Source organism: Mycoplasma sp. 2575 (assembly GCF_053851635.1).
On record NZ_JBSQBB010000009.1, the window covers coordinates 1 to 19,865 of the forward strand.

A 19,865-nucleotide genomic window follows, 5' to 3' on the forward strand; every position below is an offset into this window, starting at 1 on the left:
TTCAAACGCTTTTTTGGCTTTTTCTAATTCAGAATCTTTGCTATCATCAATCATTTTCTTTTGCTTATTAGCTTCAGTAATAGCATCTTCTAAATCCTTTGCAGCTCGGTCATATTGATCCTTTGTAGTTTTATCATTAATTAAATTGGTGTTTCTTTGAATAGTTCCATCTATTTTTTTCTTAACTTCTTCATATTTTGAATCAACTAATATAGAAGATAATTTCATAGCTTGCTGCAACTTTGCATTATATCTATTTTTAGAATTTTCCTTTTCTTTAATATCTGGGACTGGTTCAAAATTTTGTATGATTGCTTCATATGAACTAACTAATTGCGAAATAGCATTTTCAAAATTAGCATCATCCATGTTTTGCCCAATAAGAACCTTATTAGCTTCTTCAATAGCTTGTTTAATAGCAACCTTTTGTTCTTCACTAAGCTTTTTATTAGTTACCAATTCTTCTTGAATTTCTTTAATCTTTTTAATCAGAGCGTTTCTTGGTTTTTGCTTAATAGTTGTAGAAATAGAAATTCCTACTGATGCAATAATAGCACCCACATTAAGGGTACATAATGTTATTAATAATTTACTAGATTTTCGCATTCTTTAATACCTTTATGAAAGTTTAAGTTGTAATTTAATTATATATATTATATATTGTAGTACAGAGTGAAAATAATCATTATTTTCTAACTTGTTTTGGAATTTTTTTTAAAGAAAATTTAGGGTTTTCTTTCGGTTTAATGTAAAAATCTAATTTATAGTTATTTTTATAGTTTTTTATATTAGCTAATATATTTTAAATATCTACTAGCAGTTAAACTAACGCCAATAACTTATTTGAGTCGTTAAAAAAAATAAATAAAATACAGATTTCTCTGTATTTATAGTTTTTTATTTTGTTCTGCCAATTTCTTTTTTAAAACAACTTCTTCAATAATAGTATATTTCTTTTCATTTGTTTTTTTAAACTTGATTTCTGTGTCAATTGGTTTAACGTCAATATTATTGACAATCAATGAAAGCAAATTATCTCTAAATTCAACAATCCCACGATCGATGTAAAAAATCCGGTTATTATTATCTTGATCTTTAATAATTATTTGTGAGGGAACTAATGCCGCTAAAAATGGAACAGCATCTTTCATTAGACCAATTTGCCCCTCAGTAGTGGTAAATGTTACGATACTACCTTTACCTTGATAATATACACAATTTGGCGTTGTTATAACTATTTCAATGAATTTATCATTCATAACTATTTGTCAAATACATATCCAAGGTTTTTAGCTTTTTCAATAACATCTTCAATAGTACCAACATATAAAAATGCTTCTTCTGGTAGATCATCGTATTTTCCGCTTAAAATTTCTTTAAATGATCTAATGGTATCTTGTAATTTAATGTATCTACCCTTTATACCACTAAATTTTTCAGCAACAAAAAATGGTTGGGACAGGAAACTTCTTATTCTACGTGCTCTAGCAACAACCTTCTTGTCTTCCTCTGATAATTCATGCATACCCAATATTGCAATAATATCTTGTAATTCCTTAAATCTTTGCAAAATATTTTGTACTTCTCTCGCAGTATTGTAATGATCTAAACCAACGATATTAGGATCCATCATACGTGAATTAGAACCCAATGGATCAATAGCAGGATAAATACCTAATGCTGCAATATCACGATCTAAAACAGTTTTCGCATCTAGATGAGTAAATGTGGTCGCAGGAGCAGGGTCGGTAAGGTCATCAGCAGGAACATAAACTGCTTGAACAGATGTTATTGATCCCTTATTTGTAGAAGTAATTCTTTCTTGCAATTGCCCCATTTCGACTGCTAATGTTGGTTGATACCCAACGGCAGAAGGCATTCTACCTAGCAATGCCGAAACTTCTGAACCTGCTTGGGTAAATCTAAAGATATTATCAATAAATAAAAGCACATCTTGGCCCATTTGATCACGGAAATACTCGGCCATAGTTAGTGCAGTAAACGGCGCTCTCATTCTAGCGCCTGGAGGCTCATTCATTTGTCCAAATACTAATGCAGTTTTATCTAAAACACCACTTGCCTTCATTTCATGGTATAAGTCATTACCCTCTCTTGTTCTTTCGCCAACACCAGCAAATACTGATAAACCACCATGTTGTTTTGCAATATTATTAATCAATTCTTGTATTAAAACAGTTTTGCCGACACCGGCCCCACCAAAAAGACCAATTTTTCCACCTTTAATGTATGGTATTAATAGGTCAATAACCTTAATACCAGTTTCAAATATTTCTAAAGTGGATTTTTGTTCTTCAAAACTAGGTGCGCTTCTATGGATAGGCATTTGTTGCTCAAAATCGCCTCCTAGCAAGTCAATAGGTTGACCTAAAACATTAAACATTCTTGAAAGAATTTCCTTACCAACAGGTGCAGTAATTGGTCTTTTAAGGTCTAAGACCTTCATGCCACGTCTTAAACCAATGGTTAAACTCATGGCTATTGTTCTTACAGTGTCATTACCAATATGTTGAGCAACCTCAAGAATTTGTTTGTTGTTAGGGTTTTTTTCATCAATAACTTCCAAGGCGTTAAGCATTTTAGGTGCAGTGCCTTCCTTAAATCTGACATCAATAACAGCACCAAGAATTTGGGTAATAACACCATAATTTAATTCATTATTTTTTTTATTAGTCATTTTCTTTATCCTTTCTTTAAGATCCGACACCATTAACAATTTCAGTCAATTCTTGTGTTATCTTTGATTGACGCGAACTATTATATTCAATTTTTAATTCATCAATAAGGTCCTCAGCATTATCAGAAGCCTGTTCCATTGCTGTTCTTCTTTGACTAGTTTCTGCCAATTTTGCATTAGTTAAAGCATGAAAAATAGATGCTTCAAAGAATATTCTAAATGAGTTAATTAAAATGGTTTCAGGGTTGGGCTCAAAAACAATCTCCCTGATCCCTTTATCTTGGTGAAAACTTTGGTTATTTTTTTCGATTTTGCCGATCGTGTTTGCTGAAATTGGAAAAATTTCTTGAACGACAGGATCGGCCTTTAATGGGTTTTCATAATTGGTATAAATTAATTTAACTGAATTTAAAAGTGATATTTCTAAAACATCATAAATCTTATTTGAAATCACTTGAGCTATTTCATATGTTGGATTATCACCGATTTGTGTTAAGGTTTGGATAATGTGATATTTTTTATTTTTTTCAATTAGGCTTAACAATTTAGAGCCAATAACAATCAAAATATCTTCACCTGTAACAACTTCATTTATCATTTTATACATTTCGGAATTGAATGATCCACATAGACCTAAATCACTCCCAAAAATAATATATAAATTACGACGATTGCTAAATTTTCATGCATGCTTATTTAATAATTTGTCAATATCCTGCGTTGAATTTTTTACAAGATTAATAAAAATAGCTTCAACATTTTTAAAGTAAGATTTAACCTCACTAATTTTGTTTTTAATTTTTGAAAACTTAGCAGTGGCTACAAGTTCCATAGCCTTCGTTATTTTTTTGGTAGAATTAATTGAATTAATACGTTGCTTTATTTTTTGCAAGCTTTCCATGGTAATTCAGGGATAGGCATAAAGTTTTCAGGATTATATAGGGGAATAGTCTTTATAAACAGGTCATTAAATAAAATGATTTGATTATAAATTTCTTCAATTAATTCATTAGTTCAATCATTAGATTCATCGATCTTTCTCATGATTTTTATTGCTTTAGGTTCTGTTGCAAAATAAGTTAGAATTTCTTGACGATATTTAATAATGTTGTTTTTAGGGATTACATTAATTAAGCGATACTTAGCAAGGAACAATAAGATAATTTGTTGACCAGGAGAATATGGTGAAAATTGTGACTGTTTCAACAACTCATAGACCTTAGCACCATGTTCCAAAATAATTCTTGTATTTTGGTCTAAATCAGAACCAAATTGTGCAAATGCTTGCATTTCATTATATTGAGCTAATTCTAGCTTTAAACTTGACACCACCTTTTTAGTCATTTTGGTTTGCGCGGCTGAACCAACTCTACTTACAGAATAACCAATATCAATTGCAGGTCTTTGTCCAGAATTAAATAAAGATTCTTTGGTAAAAATCTGACCATCAGTAATTGAAATAACATTAGTTGGAATATATGCTGAAATATCTTCAGCTTGTGTTTCGATAATTGGCAAGGCAGTTATTGAACCACCACCATAATCGTTATTTAGTTTTGCAGATCTTTCTAGTAATTGCGAATGTAGATAAAAGACGTCACCAGGATATGCTTCACGGCCGGGAGGTCTTCTTAACAATAAAGATAATGTTCGATAAGCAACGGCATGTTTTGATAAGTCGTCATAAACTATTAAAACACTTTTACCTCTTGCCATTCATTCCTCAGCAATAGTTACGCCAGTATAGGGTGCTATATATTGCAATGGCGCACTTTCAGAAGCTGATGCTGCAATGATAGTTGTGTATTTCATTGCATCATTCTTTTCAAGCTGATCAACAATTTGGGTAATTGTTGAATTTTTTTGGCCGATAGCCACATAGATACAATAAACATCTTTGCCTTTTTGGTTTAATATCGCATCAATGGCAATGGCTGTTTTTCCTGTTTGTCTATCACCAATAATTAGTTCACGTTGTCCTTTTCCGATAGGAATTAAAGCATCAATTGCCAAAATACCAGTATGTAAGGGTTCTGAAACTTCCTTACGTGTCATAACACCAGGCGCAATTTTGAAAATTGGTCTCTTTATTTCACTATTAATTTTACCCTTACCATCAATTGGTAATGCTAGGGCATTAATAACACGGCCCAATAAAGCGTCACCCACTTGAACCGAGATAACGTTGTGTGTTCTCTTGACATGTGAATTTTCCACAATATTACGATCATCGCCAGTAACAACAACACCAACCAACTCTTCTTCAAGATTTAAGGCCATACCAACAATACCGCAATCAAATATTACTAATTCACCATATTCAACATTAGTTAAACCACTAACTAGAGCAATACCGTCACCAACAGTAATAACTCTACCTACTTCATCATAACTAACAGTTTCGTTGAAATCTTTAATTTGATTTTTAATGATAGCTGATAAATCACTGGGTTTTAAAGCCATATCTTTCCTTTCATTATTCTAATGATTTTATCTTGTTTAATTTTCCCAAAACAGAGTTATCAATCAAGTACTCGTCTACTTTTATTCTTATTCCACCGATTAAATCAGGGTCTATATGATTAGTTAAAGTAACTTTTGCATTTAGATCAGATGAAATCTTTTTTTCAAGGTTTTTCATCTTATCAGTACTTAATGGTTTAACTGAATATACATAACCATACTTAATATTTAATTTTTCATTTGCTAATTCAATAAAGCGATGAAATATAATATCCATATATTTAACAATATGTTTTCTGGTTGCTAATTTAATAATATTTAATATATATGGATGGTATGAATCAAAAGCCTCACTAATTAACATAAACTTTTGTTCTTCCGTTATATCAAAAGAATTTAAGATTTTTAAATAATCTTTATTTTGTTTCAAAACCTTAATAATGTCAGCAGTCTGATTAGTAATTTCCTGAAGTTGATCAGACCCATTAGCTAAATCATATAAGGCAAATGATCAATTATTAATTACTTCATTTAATTCAGTCATATCTATTTCTTAATAACCTCATTAATCATTTTGACATTATCGGCATCTTTTATTTCACGGCCAATAATTTTTTTAGCAATTTCAACAGCATTTTCCATAATAATTTTCTTTTGCTCTTTACTGAATTCAACACGCTTTTTATTAATCAAAATTTCTGCTTGTTCTAACATCATTTCAGCTTTTTTCTTTGCAATAGCTGAACCACTATTTACAATTCTTTCACTTTCAGCTTTTGCATTATTGATAATAGTTCTTGCCTGATTAGTAGCCTCAATTATTTTTAAATCATGTTCTTCTTGTATTTTTAGTGCTTCATCTTTTGCTTTGATTGAAGCATCAATATTACTTTGAATTAATTCTTGACGCTTTTTAACCATTTTCTTAATTGGTTTGTATACCAAAAAAGTAATAATAATGGTTATTAGCATTAACACAATTAAAGAAAAAACAAATAGAGGCCAATTAAATGTTAAGCCAGAGAAGGTTTTTTCTAATTCTTCACTAACTCCCCCTTTACCTTCAGGGGCTTTCATAAGATAAGTTAATACTCTCATATAAATCAAAAAATAATTTAACTATACAAAGATTAATAATAAAGCAATAACTAAACAATAAATTGATGCAGTTTCAACAATAGCTAAACCTAAAATTAATAAAGTACGAACTTTAGATAAAGCTTCTGGGTTTCTACCAACAGCTTCACAGGCTTTAGCAACGGCCATACCTTGACCAATCGAAACAAATCCAGCTCCAAAGATTGCTAACCCGGCACCTAACATTGTTAAACCGTATGCAAAGGGGTAATTTTGACCGCTAGCATCACCGGCTTTACTTGGGTCAAATCTATTAATAACATCTGAAATTTTATCTAATTTATCAATCATTTTTTTCTCCTATATTTTTAAAAATATTTTAATTACTTTCTTGAATTAATTGTTTATTAGCGATAATTTTACTTTTTCAATCTCTAATTTTTTTCTTATGTTTTTCCTTAACGTCTTCCTCAGCTGCTTGCGCCCAATATGACATTGTCAACACTACAAAAACAAATGCTTGAATAATACCATCAAATAAATCAAAATAAAGATTAAATGCCGGCAATACCACAACACCAAATGGATTGAATGTCGAAGCTTCAGCACTAACATCAAGACCAATAATTTTTGCTCATATATTGTTTAAGAAAATTGTTGCCAATGAAACAAGAACAACTCCCCCAATGATATTTCCATATACCCGGAAAGTCATAGAAACAATTGGTGAGAAATTTGAAGCAAATTCTAATGGATTTAGCAATTTAATAATATGCTTAATTTTGTTATAAGCTATCCCAACACCAGCCGTTCCTAATCAAGACACCACTGTGGCAGCTAAAACCGCAGATAAACTCGAGCCAACCGGAGCAAAACCAACTAATGATAATATGTTTCCAAAGAACATAAACACAAATAATGATATTAAGTATGGATTTGCTTTATCAAACTTCGATTCATGTGTATCACTAAAGAAATTATCTCCGCCGATAATAGCTGTTTCAACTAGGATTAAAGCAGCATTAGGTGCCTTGTCAACTTTTTGTCGTTTTACTGCTACATAAATTAAAACTGACAAAATAAGAACAATAAAAACTAAGGATATTAATGAAAATATTTGATTACTATTAATTTCTGTCGAACCAAATCAATTAATTTTTAGTAATTTATCCATTTAGCTCCTTTCTTTTATTAACCATAGTAACAACGGCCCACACTATTGAAAAAATGGACAATAGAATATAAGGTGCTGTCATTGTGATTGTATTAAATGGAAAAAAAGCAGCATTTAAACCGGGATAGTCTTTGTGAAGGTAAGTATTAATATAAATAAAAATAGCAAATATTGCTCCATTAAAAATATTCAATGCAAAAAATATAAGAACAGAAATAAGCATCCTTATTTTATAATGTTTTTTACCTTGAACATTAATACTATTTTTCACAATTTTTAGGATCACATATACTGATAATAAAAATAATAAAAAACTAACTATACCCACTAAATACCCTAACAATAACGAGTAGTCAAAAAATGACATTGATGAAAATATTAACAACAACGCAACATTTAATGTAGTATAAGTTATTCAAATTTTTTTTCCATGTGTTTTATTCATGCTCAAGTGGTTATTTTTATATTTTAATAACCTAATGTAAAATTATATTACTTTTGAATTTTTTGTTTTTATAAATATATTCACAAAATAATGCCAAAAAACATACATCCTTAAAACCTAAAATCAAATATGAAAAAATAGTTTTTTAGCACTTTAAGTAGTAGAGTGCTAAATTGTGTTATAATTAATATATATTTAAATTAAGGAGGTCGAAATATGCATGCATCATGAACACCTGCAGAGGATAACAAAGAAGATAAAGACCCATTATTAAAATATGGCCGCAATCTTACTGAACTGGCTTCGGAAGGAAAGCTAGAACCAGTTATAAATCGCGACGAAGAAATAAGATCATTAGTAAGAATCTTATCTCGCAAGACAAAAAATAACCCAGTTTTAATTGGGGAACCAGGCGTTGGAAAAACAGCAATTGTTGAAGGATTAGCTAAAAAAATTATTGATAACCAAGTGCCTGAGAATTTAAAAAATAAAAAAGTATACGAGCTTAATATTTCATCTATTGTTGCAGGAACACAATTTCGAGGTCAATTTGAGGAAAGAATTGAAGCTATTTTAAAAAGAATTAAAGATTCTAATGGCGAAATTATTCTTTTTATTGATGAAATTCATATGATCGTCGGAGCTGGTGGAACAGGTGATAGTAGTATGGATATAGGTAACATGTTAAAACCAATGATGGCAAGAGGACAATTACACCTAATTGGCGCTACCACTCTCGACGAATACAGAAAACACATTGAAAAAGATTCTGCTCTCGAGAGAAGAATGCAAAAGATTTTTATTAATGAACCAACTATTGAGGACACCATTACCATTTTAAGGGGAATCAAAGAACGACTTGAAACTTTTCATGAGGTAAAAATCAAGGATGAGGCCCTAGTAGCCGCAGCAAACCTATCGGCCAGATATATCCAAGATCGTTTTCTACCTGATAAGGCAATAGACCTAGTAGATGAAGCCTCAGCATCTATTAAAACAGAAATGAAATATATTCCCGAGCCAATTGAAAAACTAAATTATGAAATAACTAAACTGGAGATCGAAAAGGCAGCAATAAAAAACTCTGTTGGTAAAGAAAATAACAACAATAATGACCGCATAAAACAAATAAATGAACATCTAACAAAAATCAAGGCAGAGCATAAAAAGCTGTCTAGCCAATGAGAAGAAGAAAAAAATTTAATTGCTAAACTATCCTCACTAAAAGACAATATTGAAGATTTAAAAAGACAGCTAAACACATTACAAAATGAAGGCAAATACCTTGAAGCTTCAAAAGTTATGTATGTTTTATTACCAGAACTTGATGATTCAAAAAAAGAAATTGAAAACAAACTAACTAATTTGCCAAATCGTTTAATAAGAGAAACAATTGATGAGGAAGAAATTGCTGAGGTTGTAAGCAAATGAACTAAAATACCGGTAACAAAATTGCTTGAAAAGCAAAAAAATAAACTTCTTAAATTAAGCGAAAATCTTGCATTAAGGGTTAAGGGTCAAATAAATGCTATCAAGCTAGTTTCAGAAGCTATCAAAAGAGCTAAAGCTAATATTAATGATCCTAATCGACCTATTGGTTCATTTCTATTTCTAGGGCCAACAGGTGTAGGAAAGACAGAACTTGCTAAAGCATTAGCACTCAATCTATTTGACAATGAAAACAATATTATTCGTTTAGATATGTCTGAATATATGGAAAAACATAGCATATCAAAACTAATCGGTTCGCCTCCAGGATATATTGGCTATGATAATAATGGTGGCCAATTAACAGAAAAAGTAAGACAAAACCCTTATTCAATAGTTTTATTTGATGAAATCGAAAAAGCCCATGCTGATGTTCTAAATATTCTTTTGCAAATATTGGATGACGGGATACTAAGCGACAATAAAGGTCGAAAAATAAATTTTCGAAATACAATAATTATAATGACCTCAAACATTGGGTCAGAACAAATTATGACAAAAATGCCTAGCAAGGATGAAATTATAAAAATCTTGTTAACTAAGTTTAAGCCGGAATTTATTAACCGTATTGATGAAATTGTTCCATTCAATAAATTGAGTAACTCAGTCACAAAAGAAATTGTTGATTTAGAATTAAAAAAACTAGCCAACCGTATTTCGATAAATATTAAATCTGAGTTGCAATACGATCAAGGAGTTATCGACTATATTGCAGATAAGTCATATAACACAGCTTTTGGTGCTAGAGTTATTAGAAGATTTATTCAAAACAATATCGAAAATAAACTTGCAGATTTTATATTACGCAACTCAATAGAAGAAGATTCGATTATTTATCTATCAATTGTAAACAATGAAATTAAAATAGAAATAGATCATGAAGGTAATTAAAAAAATACAAGGCAATTAGCCTTGTATTTTTATATGGTACATCCTGTGGGGATCGAACCCACGACCCAGGGATTAAGAGTCCCTTGCTCTACCTGCTGAGCTAAGGATGCATTTAAAATAATACCTAATAAATTATAAACAAATATCTTTGATGATATTAAAAAAAATAATTATTTATTGCAAATAAATGTAAGACTTTTCAGGAATACAATAAATTAAACCAATTTTATTAATATTTCGCAAGGCATAAAATACTATGAAATAATTAAAAAAGTCTATTAAAAGATTAAGTTTTAATATAAAAAGCAATATAAATCATGTTTATATAATCCGAGGCCTTCAATATAATATAAAAACCTACAAAATTTAGTAAAATTTTTTAGTTATATACTGATATATTTTAAGGAGTTTACTATGCTAGATGTTTGTGGAATAAGCAAAATCTTTCCAGATAAAAAATTATTTACCAATATCAATCTGAAATTCTTGCCTGGAAATGTGTATGGAATAATTGGGGCTAATGGTGTAGGAAAATCTACTTTTCTAAAAATTTTAAGTGGCGAGATCGAGGCAACTGAGGGTCAAATTATTAAAGAAAAAAATGCTCGTATGAGTGTTTTGAGCCAAAACCAGGATGAATTTAATGATTTTAATGTTACCGATGTTGTAATCATGGGCAATAAGGAACTTTATCAAATAAATATTGAAAAGAATAAAATTTATGAAAACCCTGAGGCTACAATGGAAGATTATGAAAAGGCAAGCCACTTAGAACAACTTTTTGGAGAAATGGGCGGATGAAACGCTGAAAATGATGCCCAAACTCTTCTTTCAAATTTAGGTATTGAACCTGAAAAATGAAATATGCAAATGTCTAATCTTAAAGCAAACGAGAAAGTTAAAGTTTTATTAGCAAAAGCCCTATTTGGAAATCCAGACATCTTGATCATGGACGAACCAACTAATAGATTAGATTTAAAGACTATAAAGTGATTAGAAAACTTCTTAATGGATTATCCAAATATTGTCATTGTTGTTAGTCATGATAGCGACTTTTTAGATGCAATATGTACCCATATCATTGATATCGACTATTCAGAAGCGAAGTTATTTGTTGGTAATTATTCATTTTGAAAGCAATCGAGTCAATTATTAGTTGAAATGCAACAAAAAACCAATCTAAAAAAAGAAGAACAAGCACAAAAGTTGCGTGAATTCATTGCCAGATTTTCTGCCAATGCTTCAAAATCCAAGCAAGCAACAAGCCGGAAAAAATTATTAGAAAAAATTGTGATTGATGAACTAAAACCTTCATCAAGAAAGTATCCATATATTAAATTTGAACTAAATAGATTGCCCGGAAAACAAATTTTAAATGTTCATAATTTAACATATAAAAATGAAAATGGAGACACACTATTTGAAAATGTAACTTTTTCCTTAAAACCTGGTGATAAAATGGTTATTGTAGGCAATGATGATATTGCTAAAACCAGATTCCTTGAAATATTAATGAATAGAAGAAAGCCAACTTCCGGGACTGTTGAATGAGGTATAACTATTTCTCCTAACTATTTTCCCTCAAATAATCAAGAATATTTTAATGAATCAGAAAGCATTATTGATTGATTAAGTAAATGGCCATTAAATAACACTACACAAGAAACAAAAGATAACAGTGATGCTAGAATGAGGGCATTTCTGGGAAGAATGTTATTTTCTAATGATAGTGTTTTTAAAAACGTCCAAGTAACAAGCGGGGGAGAAAAGGTTAGGTTAATGATGTCTAAATTGATGCTAGAAGAAAGCAACTTTTTAATTTTTGATCAACCTCTTGATCACTTAGATTCGGAGTCAATTGATAGCTTAATTGAAGGCGTTAAATCATATAAGAGCTCATGCATTTTTACAACCTATAATCGTGCTATGATTAAAGAATGCGCGAATGTTATTCTTGAAATAAAACCAAAATCAAGTTTCTTATTTTATGGAAATCTCGACGAATATGAAGAAGCTATGGGATATTAATTAATAAAATCCGGAAATTAGTTTCCGGATTTTTAAATTTAGCTAATTGCTTCAATCTATCTCGAAATAATCATATTTTTTTTCTCTTGACTTCTTTTCTAAAACCAAAAACGTTATTTTGTCTTCAAGTTCAAATTTGGTATTTTTTCTTAATGAATGACCTTTTTTTGACTCAATCCAACTTGAAAGTGTTTGATTCTTTTCCTTATCAGTTAATTGATAATCGAGATATTCATAAAGTTCCAATTGTTTTCATAGAACCTTCATTAAGACAGAACCCTTAGCTTCACATCTTTCAAGACTAATTTCGTAGATTTGTTCATCGTTGTCATATTCGTCATATATTTCGCCAACAACTTCTTCAAGAATATCCTCGATAGTAATAATACCTATTGGTTTATCATCACTGTTAGTTTCGGTAACGAAGGCCATTTGCGCGCGCGATTGTCTCAACTTTTCAAGTGCTGATGATAAGATTGAGTTAGCAGAAACCTTAGGAACAGTTTTAATATAATTTAAAATATTTCCTTTTTTAAGAAAAAATATATCCTTAAGCAACAATATGCCAATTAAATTACCATCTTTTTCAACTGGTATTCGTGAATAATTAGTTTCTCTAAACATTTTTAGTGCTTCTTGCATAGTAGCCTTAGAACTGATAAAATCCACATTTTTCATTTTAATATAATGCTGTGAAACCTTAGTTGAATCAAGATCTAAAACATTTTGGGCCATTGCAGATTCTTTAAATTCTAAAACACCCTCATCATGTGCGATATTTAATAAGTTTTTAACATCTTCCTCAGTATTGGTAATATAAATCTTCTTTCCAATTTTAGAAATAAGATATGTTATGGGAATAAATATTCAATATAACATTTCAATAAACCAATAAAATGATTTAACAGTTTTTTCTGGATAGCGCTTTGCAACCAATTTTGGCAATATTTCAGCAAATAAAACAATAATTGGTGTCATTACAATTGTTGAAATAATTGATGCCAAGCCTGCCTTAGGAGCTCCAAAGGCTTGTGTTAAAAGATAAACTAATAATGTTGAAGAACCAATATTTACCAGATTATTAGCAATTAGAATGGTTCCGAGTGTTCTATTAAAGAAATTGTGCTGTTTTAGAATTATTTTATATCTTTTTTGATTCTTTTCAATCATTGTCTCGATTTTGGCCTTGGTTAAAGAAGTATATGCCGTTTCAGTTGCGGAAAAAATTCCAGAACAAACGAGCAATATGGCTAGTAAAATTATTAATAAAGCGTAATGTCAAGGTTCGAGGTCCATCTAAATGTCTCCATACAAAAATTTAAAATATAACTATAATTAGTATTATATAATAGCAAAAATAATTATTATTTATATTTAAATATTTTATAATGTTATATTATGTTTAAATTTGAAGATGTTAGTATAGTGCAATTACCTAAAAAAATATTACGAGAAAAATCAAAAGATGTAGAAATTCCCTTATCACAGGAAAATATTGATTTGATTGAAAAAATGATTTTTCATGTCAGCGATAGTCAAAAACAAAATACAAAATTTAGACCAGCTGTCGGTGTCGCAGCTATTCAATATGGAATACCAAAAAACATATTTTATATTCTGATAGTTGATAATAATAACAATGTGATTTTTAATGATGCCATAATAAACCCAAAACTTATTGGTCACTCAGAGCATAAAATTGCCTTATCGGAAGGCGAAGGATGCCTAAGCGTTAGCGAAGATTGACCAAATCAGGAAGGCTTAGTTCCTAGATATGCAAGAGTTATTTTTGATGGATATTCATATATGGAAAAGAAATACAAAAGATTTGAAGCAAGTGGTTATAGCGCAATCGTATTTCAGCATGAATTTGACCATTTACAAGGTGGATTATTTATAGATAGAATAAATAAAAAGAGCCCATGAGCAAAAGACAAAGATTTGCAAGTTTTGTAATAGAAAAATAGGTTAGATAATAACCTATTTTTCTTATTAACCTTTTTCAAAAAATAATGGAACATCAAACTCTATTTCCTTTTGGTTATTGCCATAGTTAGGTTCGATATAAATGCCATATTGAGAATGGTATCTACCTAGTTTCTCTTTATTTGTAGATAAGGTAATAATTCTACCCTTAAATTTTATTCGTGTTGATGTTTTTCAATCTTCATTATCAAAACCCTCAATTTTTATTGGAGATGTAAATAAAATAGGGGAATAAAAATTATTAGTTTCTGTTACAAAGTTAGATACAACCGTCATTTGTTCAATGCCGTTATTTATCTTATGTGGTTCACCAAAAGCCCAAGAATAATCAATTAATTTTGATGAGTCATTTTTAATAGAAGAAAATTTATCATTAAAGTCTTGTATAAATTTTCTAAATTCCGCTTTATATCTATTAATTTTTTCATTAGAAAATTTATCTTTTACATCAATAGGTAAAAGCAACTTATAAGCGACCTTATTCCTAATTGATTCAATAAATTTACTATCAAATTGGTCTTGCTTTTTCTTTATTGTTTCTTCATTGAATTGTTTTGTTTTTAATGTTGTATAAATAGGAAAATTTCTAATAACAAATTCAGTATTTGTCCCTTCTTGATGTTTAAAAACAAGATCAACAAATAATGTATTTTTAGATAATGTATCAATTACAAAATTTTCAAATTCAATTTTCCATTTAACATTAGAATTTTTATTTTCAAAAATTGCATATTCACTTATTTCTTTTTGAACATTTTTTTTAAACAAAAGACTAATATTATCGGAATCACTATTATTAATAATTTTAGCCATGACACTTTCTGGAGTGCCATCAATTTTTATATCGTTGTTTATTTTTATATTAACATCTTTGTTTTTATTATTATTTAAATTAAATGAGTATTTTTTAACACTATTAAACCAGTAAATGAGTGCTTTTTTAGGTTTTGTAAGTTGTATACTAACTGTTGCAATAATAACAGAAGAAAGCAAACCACCTGAAAGTGACCAAAATAATATTTTTCTTATCTTCTTTGCTTTCGTTAGACGTTGAGCAACTTTTTTATGTTTTAATTGGTCTTCAAAGCTAACATCCTTGTCAATCGAATCAACCCAATCAAATTCCAAATCTTTGTTATCTTTTTTCATTAATCCCCAAATTCAAATTCCGTTGTTTTTTCATCAGTATCAACTAAACCAAACTCATCAATTATATTATCCGGTGTATTCTCTATCTTTTTAAAATCAACCTGTTTTTCCTGATCTGCTCTAACATTAGTTTCTTTTAATTCTTCAAATTCAAAATCATTTTCTTCAACACTAGATAATCCTAATAATTCAGTATTATTAAACTCATATGTCTCATTGTTTAACTTGTTGGAATTTATTTTGAAATCATTAATTTCAGTTTTTGAGATAGTTTCATCATTTTCTTGATCAATTATATAGGTATCATCTTCCGAAAAATCAGATGATAAATTATTTAATGAAACTTCACTATCTTCGAATTCTTCATGTGTATTTTCATTTAAATTCATAATAACATCGGAAGAATAATCTTCATTATCCTGAGCAACTTCCAAATCATCTTGCTTAAATTGTTCTACCTTAAAATCATCAGTAAGAGAGTCAATATCATCTGTCTCATCTGGATGAATTTCCAAATAATTATTTTGTTCTTCGAATTCATCAATTTCAACCGCTATTTGCTTATGATTATCCATTTCTGCGACATAAAAATCATCGACGTCATCAATATGATCATTCCTTTTTGCCGTTTCATCACCTGTTTTTATATTATTTTCTTTCAAACTAACAATATTATTATCTTTTAGTTTAGTTTCTATATTCATATCTTCTTCTCCAGATTGAGGAATAAAATTAACTTCTTTATATTCTTTTAATTCATACATATTATTTTTTTGTAATTCTATAATAGCTTGATTTTCTACTTGTTGTTGTGATATCAATGCTTCTAAATATGCAAATATCTTATTTTTAATAATTGGCCATTCAATTTCGGAAATAGTAATAATTGGATATTCCTTAGATTCAAGAAACTTAATATTGTCTCTAAAAATAAGATATTTACGATAATCATTCTTATATAAAAAATTATCTAAAATAAATCCTTGAATAAGCTTGTTGTTAAGCTTATTAATTAAAACAATATCGATGGTTTTAGTTCCAACAGAGTAATCTGTTTCAAATTGAAGGTTTTTGTCATCAATAAAATTGCGAAGTTCATCTAGTACATCAACCTTAAATTTAATATCTTCGGGCAATGAAATAATTTTAGTAGCCAAAAAATCTTCAACCTCATCTAAATAATTTTTTTGCTCATCAATTGATAAGTCAAGAAATTTTAATCATTCCTTAAATACTATCATGTCAGCTGTTGATCGATCTGTAATTTCAATATCATCGGCATAAATCGATTTAACAACAAAGACCTTTTCTTTAGCGCGTGATATTGCCACATTAAGAGCATTTTTCCCGCCTTTTCTTGCAACGTATGTGTTATATAAAGCAGTATTTTTATCATACACAACTGACATAATAACCAAATCAGCTTCATCGCCTTGGATATTTTCAATATTTTTCAAAACAACTTTTTCACTATTTAGAGCATCTTCTAATTCTGGATCATTTCCGAATATTCTATTAAATAGATATTCTTGTTGTTTAACATTAAAAACTAAAATGATTATTTTGTTATATTTTTCAAGATTTTGCTTGCATAATTCAATAACCTTTTCACCCTCAGCAACATTCATGCTATTATCCCAAGTTCCATCAACTTGAAAAACCTCAATTGCTTTTTCATTAGAAACTGATAGTTCATAGTTATCAATAACATCAAGTTTTGATTCATAAAAATGCTTTGATGAAAAAGTCATCAATGTCGCCTTTTTAGAACGGTAATTTTTATCTAATAGCAGCGAATAAACACCTCTTGCCCTAGCATAATCTAGCAACGATTCAATATTGCCAAAGTCATCTTCTTCATCAAAACTATATGTCGCAGAGAATCATCTTGTGGGTTGCATTTGTTGGCTATCACCGGCAAGAATTTTTCGCTTTGCTAAATATAAAATTGGAATGCCCTTTTCAATAAACATTTGCGATGATTCATCAAGAATAGCAAAATCAAACTCCTGTTTAGATCACATCGACAAATCAAGTTCAGGAGTAGTGATAATTATTGGAAATAATATTTTAATCATCTCCTTATGTTTGTGAAAAAACTTGTAAGGCTTTAAATGGCCAGTTCTTATAGCCATAGCAAAGGAAGTATATTGCATTTTTTGGTCATCGCTAAAATTGGTCATCCGATCAAATGTTTTTTCAAGAAGCATCTTAACAATATTTTTATCATCATTTAAATAATTGGTTTTTTTGTTGAGAATTTTTTTATATTGTTTTTCAAAATTAGTAATTTCTTCAAATGAAACAAGATTTACATATTTAAGCGCCTCATCAATATCAATAGTCATTAAACTTTGATCATTCGATATTATTTCCGCCATGTTTTTAATTATTTTAGGAATAATACTAAAAATAGTGCATTTCTTATTAAAATTTTTTTCATATAGTTTTTTTATAATTAACTTCTTATCACTAAATTCGCAACATTGATTATATTTAAGATTATGATCCATTTTTTTAAGGTTTTCATATGTTTGCACACTAAAATTACCATTCATTACCGCGCTATAAAAATTAATGATATTATCTATATTTTTAGTTTGCTTAATTAAATTTACATTATCAACATAACTTTCATCTTCATCACTAAAAACACTAAGACCTTCTTCAGCATTTGAATTTTCATAATTTTCTAACAAATGAATAAATTCACGCAATGGCTTGTAAAAATTCTCGGGTCTCAGATTTTTATCATTTAATGCAAATAAGCAAAAAATAGAAAGCTTTTTTAGCCTGCTACGTAAAACGTCTAATGCCGCTTTCTTTTGGCTTACAACTAAGGCGGTGTAGCCTCTTGTCATAATATTAGTTATTAAATTAGAAATAGTTTGTGATTTCCCTGTCCCAGGAGGACCTCAAATAATTGTATCCTGATATAGTGACGAGATTGTTGCAACATCCTGAGAAAAATTAGTTTCTTGAATTTTAAAAAGCTTAAACTTGTTATCAAAAATTACTCTATTAACCTTTTCACGATATAAATTCTTATTAAAATTTGGATTTAAAATCTCATCGAACTCATCATTTTCAATAATTTTTTTCATTTGATTTCACAAATATCCCGACGAAACATTATAAAAACCAAGAACTATTCCGGGATAAAATTCTATTGAGCTATTTTCAATATTTTCAATTGTTAAATTTTTAATACCTTCTTTCAAAGTTAAGGGCATATTGAAGAGTGGTTTTCAAGCATTTTTAAAACTTTCAAATACTTCACGAATTGATAGGTTATTAAAATCAAATGAGTCAACATTGAGTGAAAAGCCTTCTTGATTCAAGAACGTGACTAGCTTGCTATTTACTCTTATGTCAGAACTAGAACTTAAGGTAACCAATGAATTTTTAACTTCAACTAATATCTCTTTAAAAAATAATGGAGCATAAATTGTTTTATTTTCTGTTTTTATTGATATATAGAAAAAGCCTATATGTAAGGGCCAAATATTGGTTTCAATATTGATATTTTGCGCTTTATTTAAAATTTTCTTTCACTTAACAACTGATTTTTGAAACTCCGTTTCCTGACTAGCAACAATAATGGCTTTTGCTTTTTCAAAATTTGTACCAAGCATCTTAAATAAATTTTCTGGTATTCGTTTATTATAGTCTTCAAAAATAGCAATTACTTCATTCTTATTTTTAGCTTCATAAACCTTTGTTGCAATCATCCGATTTGCAATATCAGAAATCGTGCAATTTATATTAAAATTATTGTATATATGATCAAAGGTTTCTTCACCGAAATTTTTTAACACATCAAAATATTTTTCGTTATCAATTGAACTGTACAATGAAGAATCAAAGGTATCAATATTTAGCAGATTAGCCATTAACATTTGATATTTGGTATTGTTATTCATTTTAATTTACCTCATTAATTAAGTGCTCTATGTGTTTGGCTACATTACCAACTACAAAAGAAATAGTCTTACTTTGAATTGCAACTCCGGTTATACCATCAAGATTTTTTAATTGCGGTATAGCAATCTTGGTCTTATCAAGAAAATTAATTTTTAAAATTTTTTGTGTAGCTGATACCGATTTAATATTTTCTTTTCCACCTAATAGCGAAACAAATACATCAAAATTAAAACTTAATTTAGTTTCCTTTGAGAGATAATTCTTGGGTTTGGTTTGTCTAAATCTTTTCTTTCAATAAATTAAAATAAATCCAAAAGTAACTATGATTAAAAAGATATATAAAAATTTGTTTTTTGGGTTCATATTAACACCTTTTTCACTTAAAAATTTCTACTTTTAAATTATATTTTAATTTAAAATTAATATCAAAAAAACATTTAATTAATAGTAATTTTCAACAAAGATGTCAAATAAAATTTATTAATTATTTTTTCAACTTAATTTAAGCATAAAAAAGTTATAATGTTGGATTATTAAATAATAAA

The 19,865-nt window shown here is 29.0% G+C and carries 17 protein-coding genes and 1 tRNA gene; 3 read left to right on the forward strand and 15 right to left on the reverse strand.

Going from position 1 to position 19,865, the window contains the following annotated elements:
* The 10 genes from ACWXVU_RS02140 to ACWXVU_RS02185 form a co-directional block, all read right to left on the reverse strand.
* The coding region (locus ACWXVU_RS02140; RefSeq protein ID WP_456012097.1) for a hypothetical protein at nt 1-606 on the reverse strand (606 nt) is incomplete at its 3' end.
* Nucleotides 607-887: 281 nt separating this feature from the next.
* A complete protein-coding gene (locus tag ACWXVU_RS02145) occupies nt 888-1,259 on the reverse strand; it encodes a hypothetical protein (protein WP_438340708.1) in 372 nt (123 codons plus the stop codon).
* 2 nt (nt 1,260-1,261) lie between these two features.
* Nucleotides 1,262-2,728: a F0F1 ATP synthase subunit beta gene (gene atpD / locus ACWXVU_RS02150; protein WP_438340707.1), complete on the reverse strand. Its 1,467-nt coding sequence runs from the start codon at nt 2,726-2,728 to the stop codon at nt 1,262-1,264.
* Complete coding sequence (atpG, locus tag ACWXVU_RS02155) at nt 2,712-3,596, reverse strand: ATP synthase F1 subunit gamma (protein ID WP_444705052.1); 885 nt, start codon at nt 3,594-3,596, stop codon at nt 2,712-2,714. The genes atpD and atpG overlap by 17 nt, the downstream gene beginning before the upstream one ends.
* Nucleotides 3,575-5,158 (reverse strand): F0F1 ATP synthase subunit alpha, encoded by a 1,584-nt coding sequence (atpA, locus tag ACWXVU_RS02160; protein WP_438340705.1) that lies wholly within the window; start codon nt 5,156-5,158, stop codon nt 3,575-3,577. The genes atpG and atpA overlap by 22 nt, the downstream gene beginning before the upstream one ends.
* Before the next feature lie 13 nt (nt 5,159-5,171).
* A complete protein-coding gene (locus tag ACWXVU_RS02165) occupies nt 5,172-5,702 on the reverse strand; it encodes a F0F1 ATP synthase subunit delta (protein ID WP_456012098.1) in 531 nt (176 codons plus the stop codon).
* A 2-nt stretch (nt 5,703-5,704) separates the two neighbouring features.
* Nucleotides 5,705-6,235, reverse strand: coding sequence for a F0F1 ATP synthase subunit B family protein (locus tag ACWXVU_RS02170; protein ID WP_438340703.1), 531 nt, complete (start codon nt 6,233-6,235; stop codon nt 5,705-5,707).
* Between the two features lie 42 nt (nt 6,236-6,277).
* Nucleotides 6,278-6,586 carry an ATP synthase F0 subunit C gene (gene atpE / locus ACWXVU_RS02175; protein ID WP_438340702.1) on the reverse strand — a complete coding sequence of 103 codons (309 nt, stop codon included), beginning with the start codon at nt 6,584-6,586 and terminating at the stop codon, nt 6,278-6,280.
* Nucleotides 6,587-6,614: 28 nt separating this feature from the next.
* Nucleotides 6,615-7,409 carry a F0F1 ATP synthase subunit A gene (locus ACWXVU_RS02180; protein WP_438340701.1) on the reverse strand — a complete coding sequence of 265 codons (795 nt, stop codon included), beginning with the start codon at nt 7,407-7,409 and terminating at the stop codon, nt 6,615-6,617.
* Nucleotides 7,402-7,854, reverse strand: coding sequence for a hypothetical protein (locus ACWXVU_RS02185; RefSeq protein WP_438340700.1), 453 nt, complete (start codon nt 7,852-7,854; stop codon nt 7,402-7,404). Before ACWXVU_RS02185 ends, ACWXVU_RS02180 begins: the two co-directional genes overlap by 8 nt.
* A gap of 216 nt (nt 7,855-8,070) precedes the next feature.
* On the opposite strand from ACWXVU_RS02185, the gene ACWXVU_RS02190 reads away from it, so the two are divergent.
* Entirely contained in the window at nt 8,071-10,233 is a 2,163-nt protein-coding gene (locus tag ACWXVU_RS02190; RefSeq protein ID WP_456012099.1) for an ATP-dependent Clp protease ATP-binding subunit, read from the forward strand.
* A gap of 34 nt (nt 10,234-10,267) precedes the next feature.
* On the opposite strand, the gene ACWXVU_RS02195 is transcribed toward ACWXVU_RS02190, so the two are convergent.
* Nucleotides 10,268-10,343: transfer RNA gene (locus tag ACWXVU_RS02195), tRNA-Lys, on the reverse strand.
* A gap of 304 nt (nt 10,344-10,647) precedes the next feature.
* On the opposite strand from ACWXVU_RS02195, the gene ACWXVU_RS02200 reads away from it, so the two are divergent.
* The gene (locus ACWXVU_RS02200) at nt 10,648-12,261 is read left to right on the forward strand and encodes an ABC-F family ATP-binding cassette domain-containing protein (protein WP_444705050.1); all 1,614 of its coding nucleotides are present in this window, start codon (nt 10,648-10,650) and stop codon (nt 12,259-12,261) included.
* Between the two features lie 42 nt (nt 12,262-12,303).
* Here ACWXVU_RS02200 and ACWXVU_RS02205 read toward each other — a convergent pair whose 3' ends face one another.
* Entirely contained in the window at nt 12,304-13,557 is a 1,254-nt protein-coding gene (locus ACWXVU_RS02205; RefSeq protein ID WP_456012101.1) for a hemolysin family protein, read from the reverse strand.
* A gap of 102 nt (nt 13,558-13,659) precedes the next feature.
* Here ACWXVU_RS02205 and def point away from each other — a divergent pair, with 102 nt between their 5' ends.
* Nucleotides 13,660-14,217, forward strand: coding sequence for a peptide deformylase (def, locus tag ACWXVU_RS02210; RefSeq protein ID WP_438340696.1), 558 nt, complete (start codon nt 13,660-13,662; stop codon nt 14,215-14,217).
* 36 nt (nt 14,218-14,253) lie between these two features.
* Here def and ACWXVU_RS02215 read toward each other — a convergent pair whose 3' ends face one another.
* From ACWXVU_RS02215 to ACWXVU_RS02225, 3 genes are read right to left on the reverse strand one after another with little or no spacing between them, the layout of a single operon-like run.
* A complete protein-coding gene (locus ACWXVU_RS02215) occupies nt 14,254-15,396 on the reverse strand; it encodes a hypothetical protein (RefSeq protein ID WP_438340695.1) in 1,143 nt (380 codons plus the stop codon).
* Complete coding sequence (locus ACWXVU_RS02220; protein ID WP_456012102.1) at nt 15,396-19,319, reverse strand: AAA domain-containing protein; 3,924 nt, start codon at nt 19,317-19,319, stop codon at nt 15,396-15,398. Before ACWXVU_RS02220 ends, ACWXVU_RS02215 begins: the two co-directional genes overlap by 1 nt.
* A 1-nt stretch (nt 19,320) precedes the next feature.
* A complete protein-coding gene (locus tag ACWXVU_RS02225; protein WP_456012103.1) occupies nt 19,321-19,683 on the reverse strand; it encodes a hypothetical protein in 363 nt (120 codons plus the stop codon).
* Nucleotides 19,684-19,865: the final 182 nt, after the last annotated feature.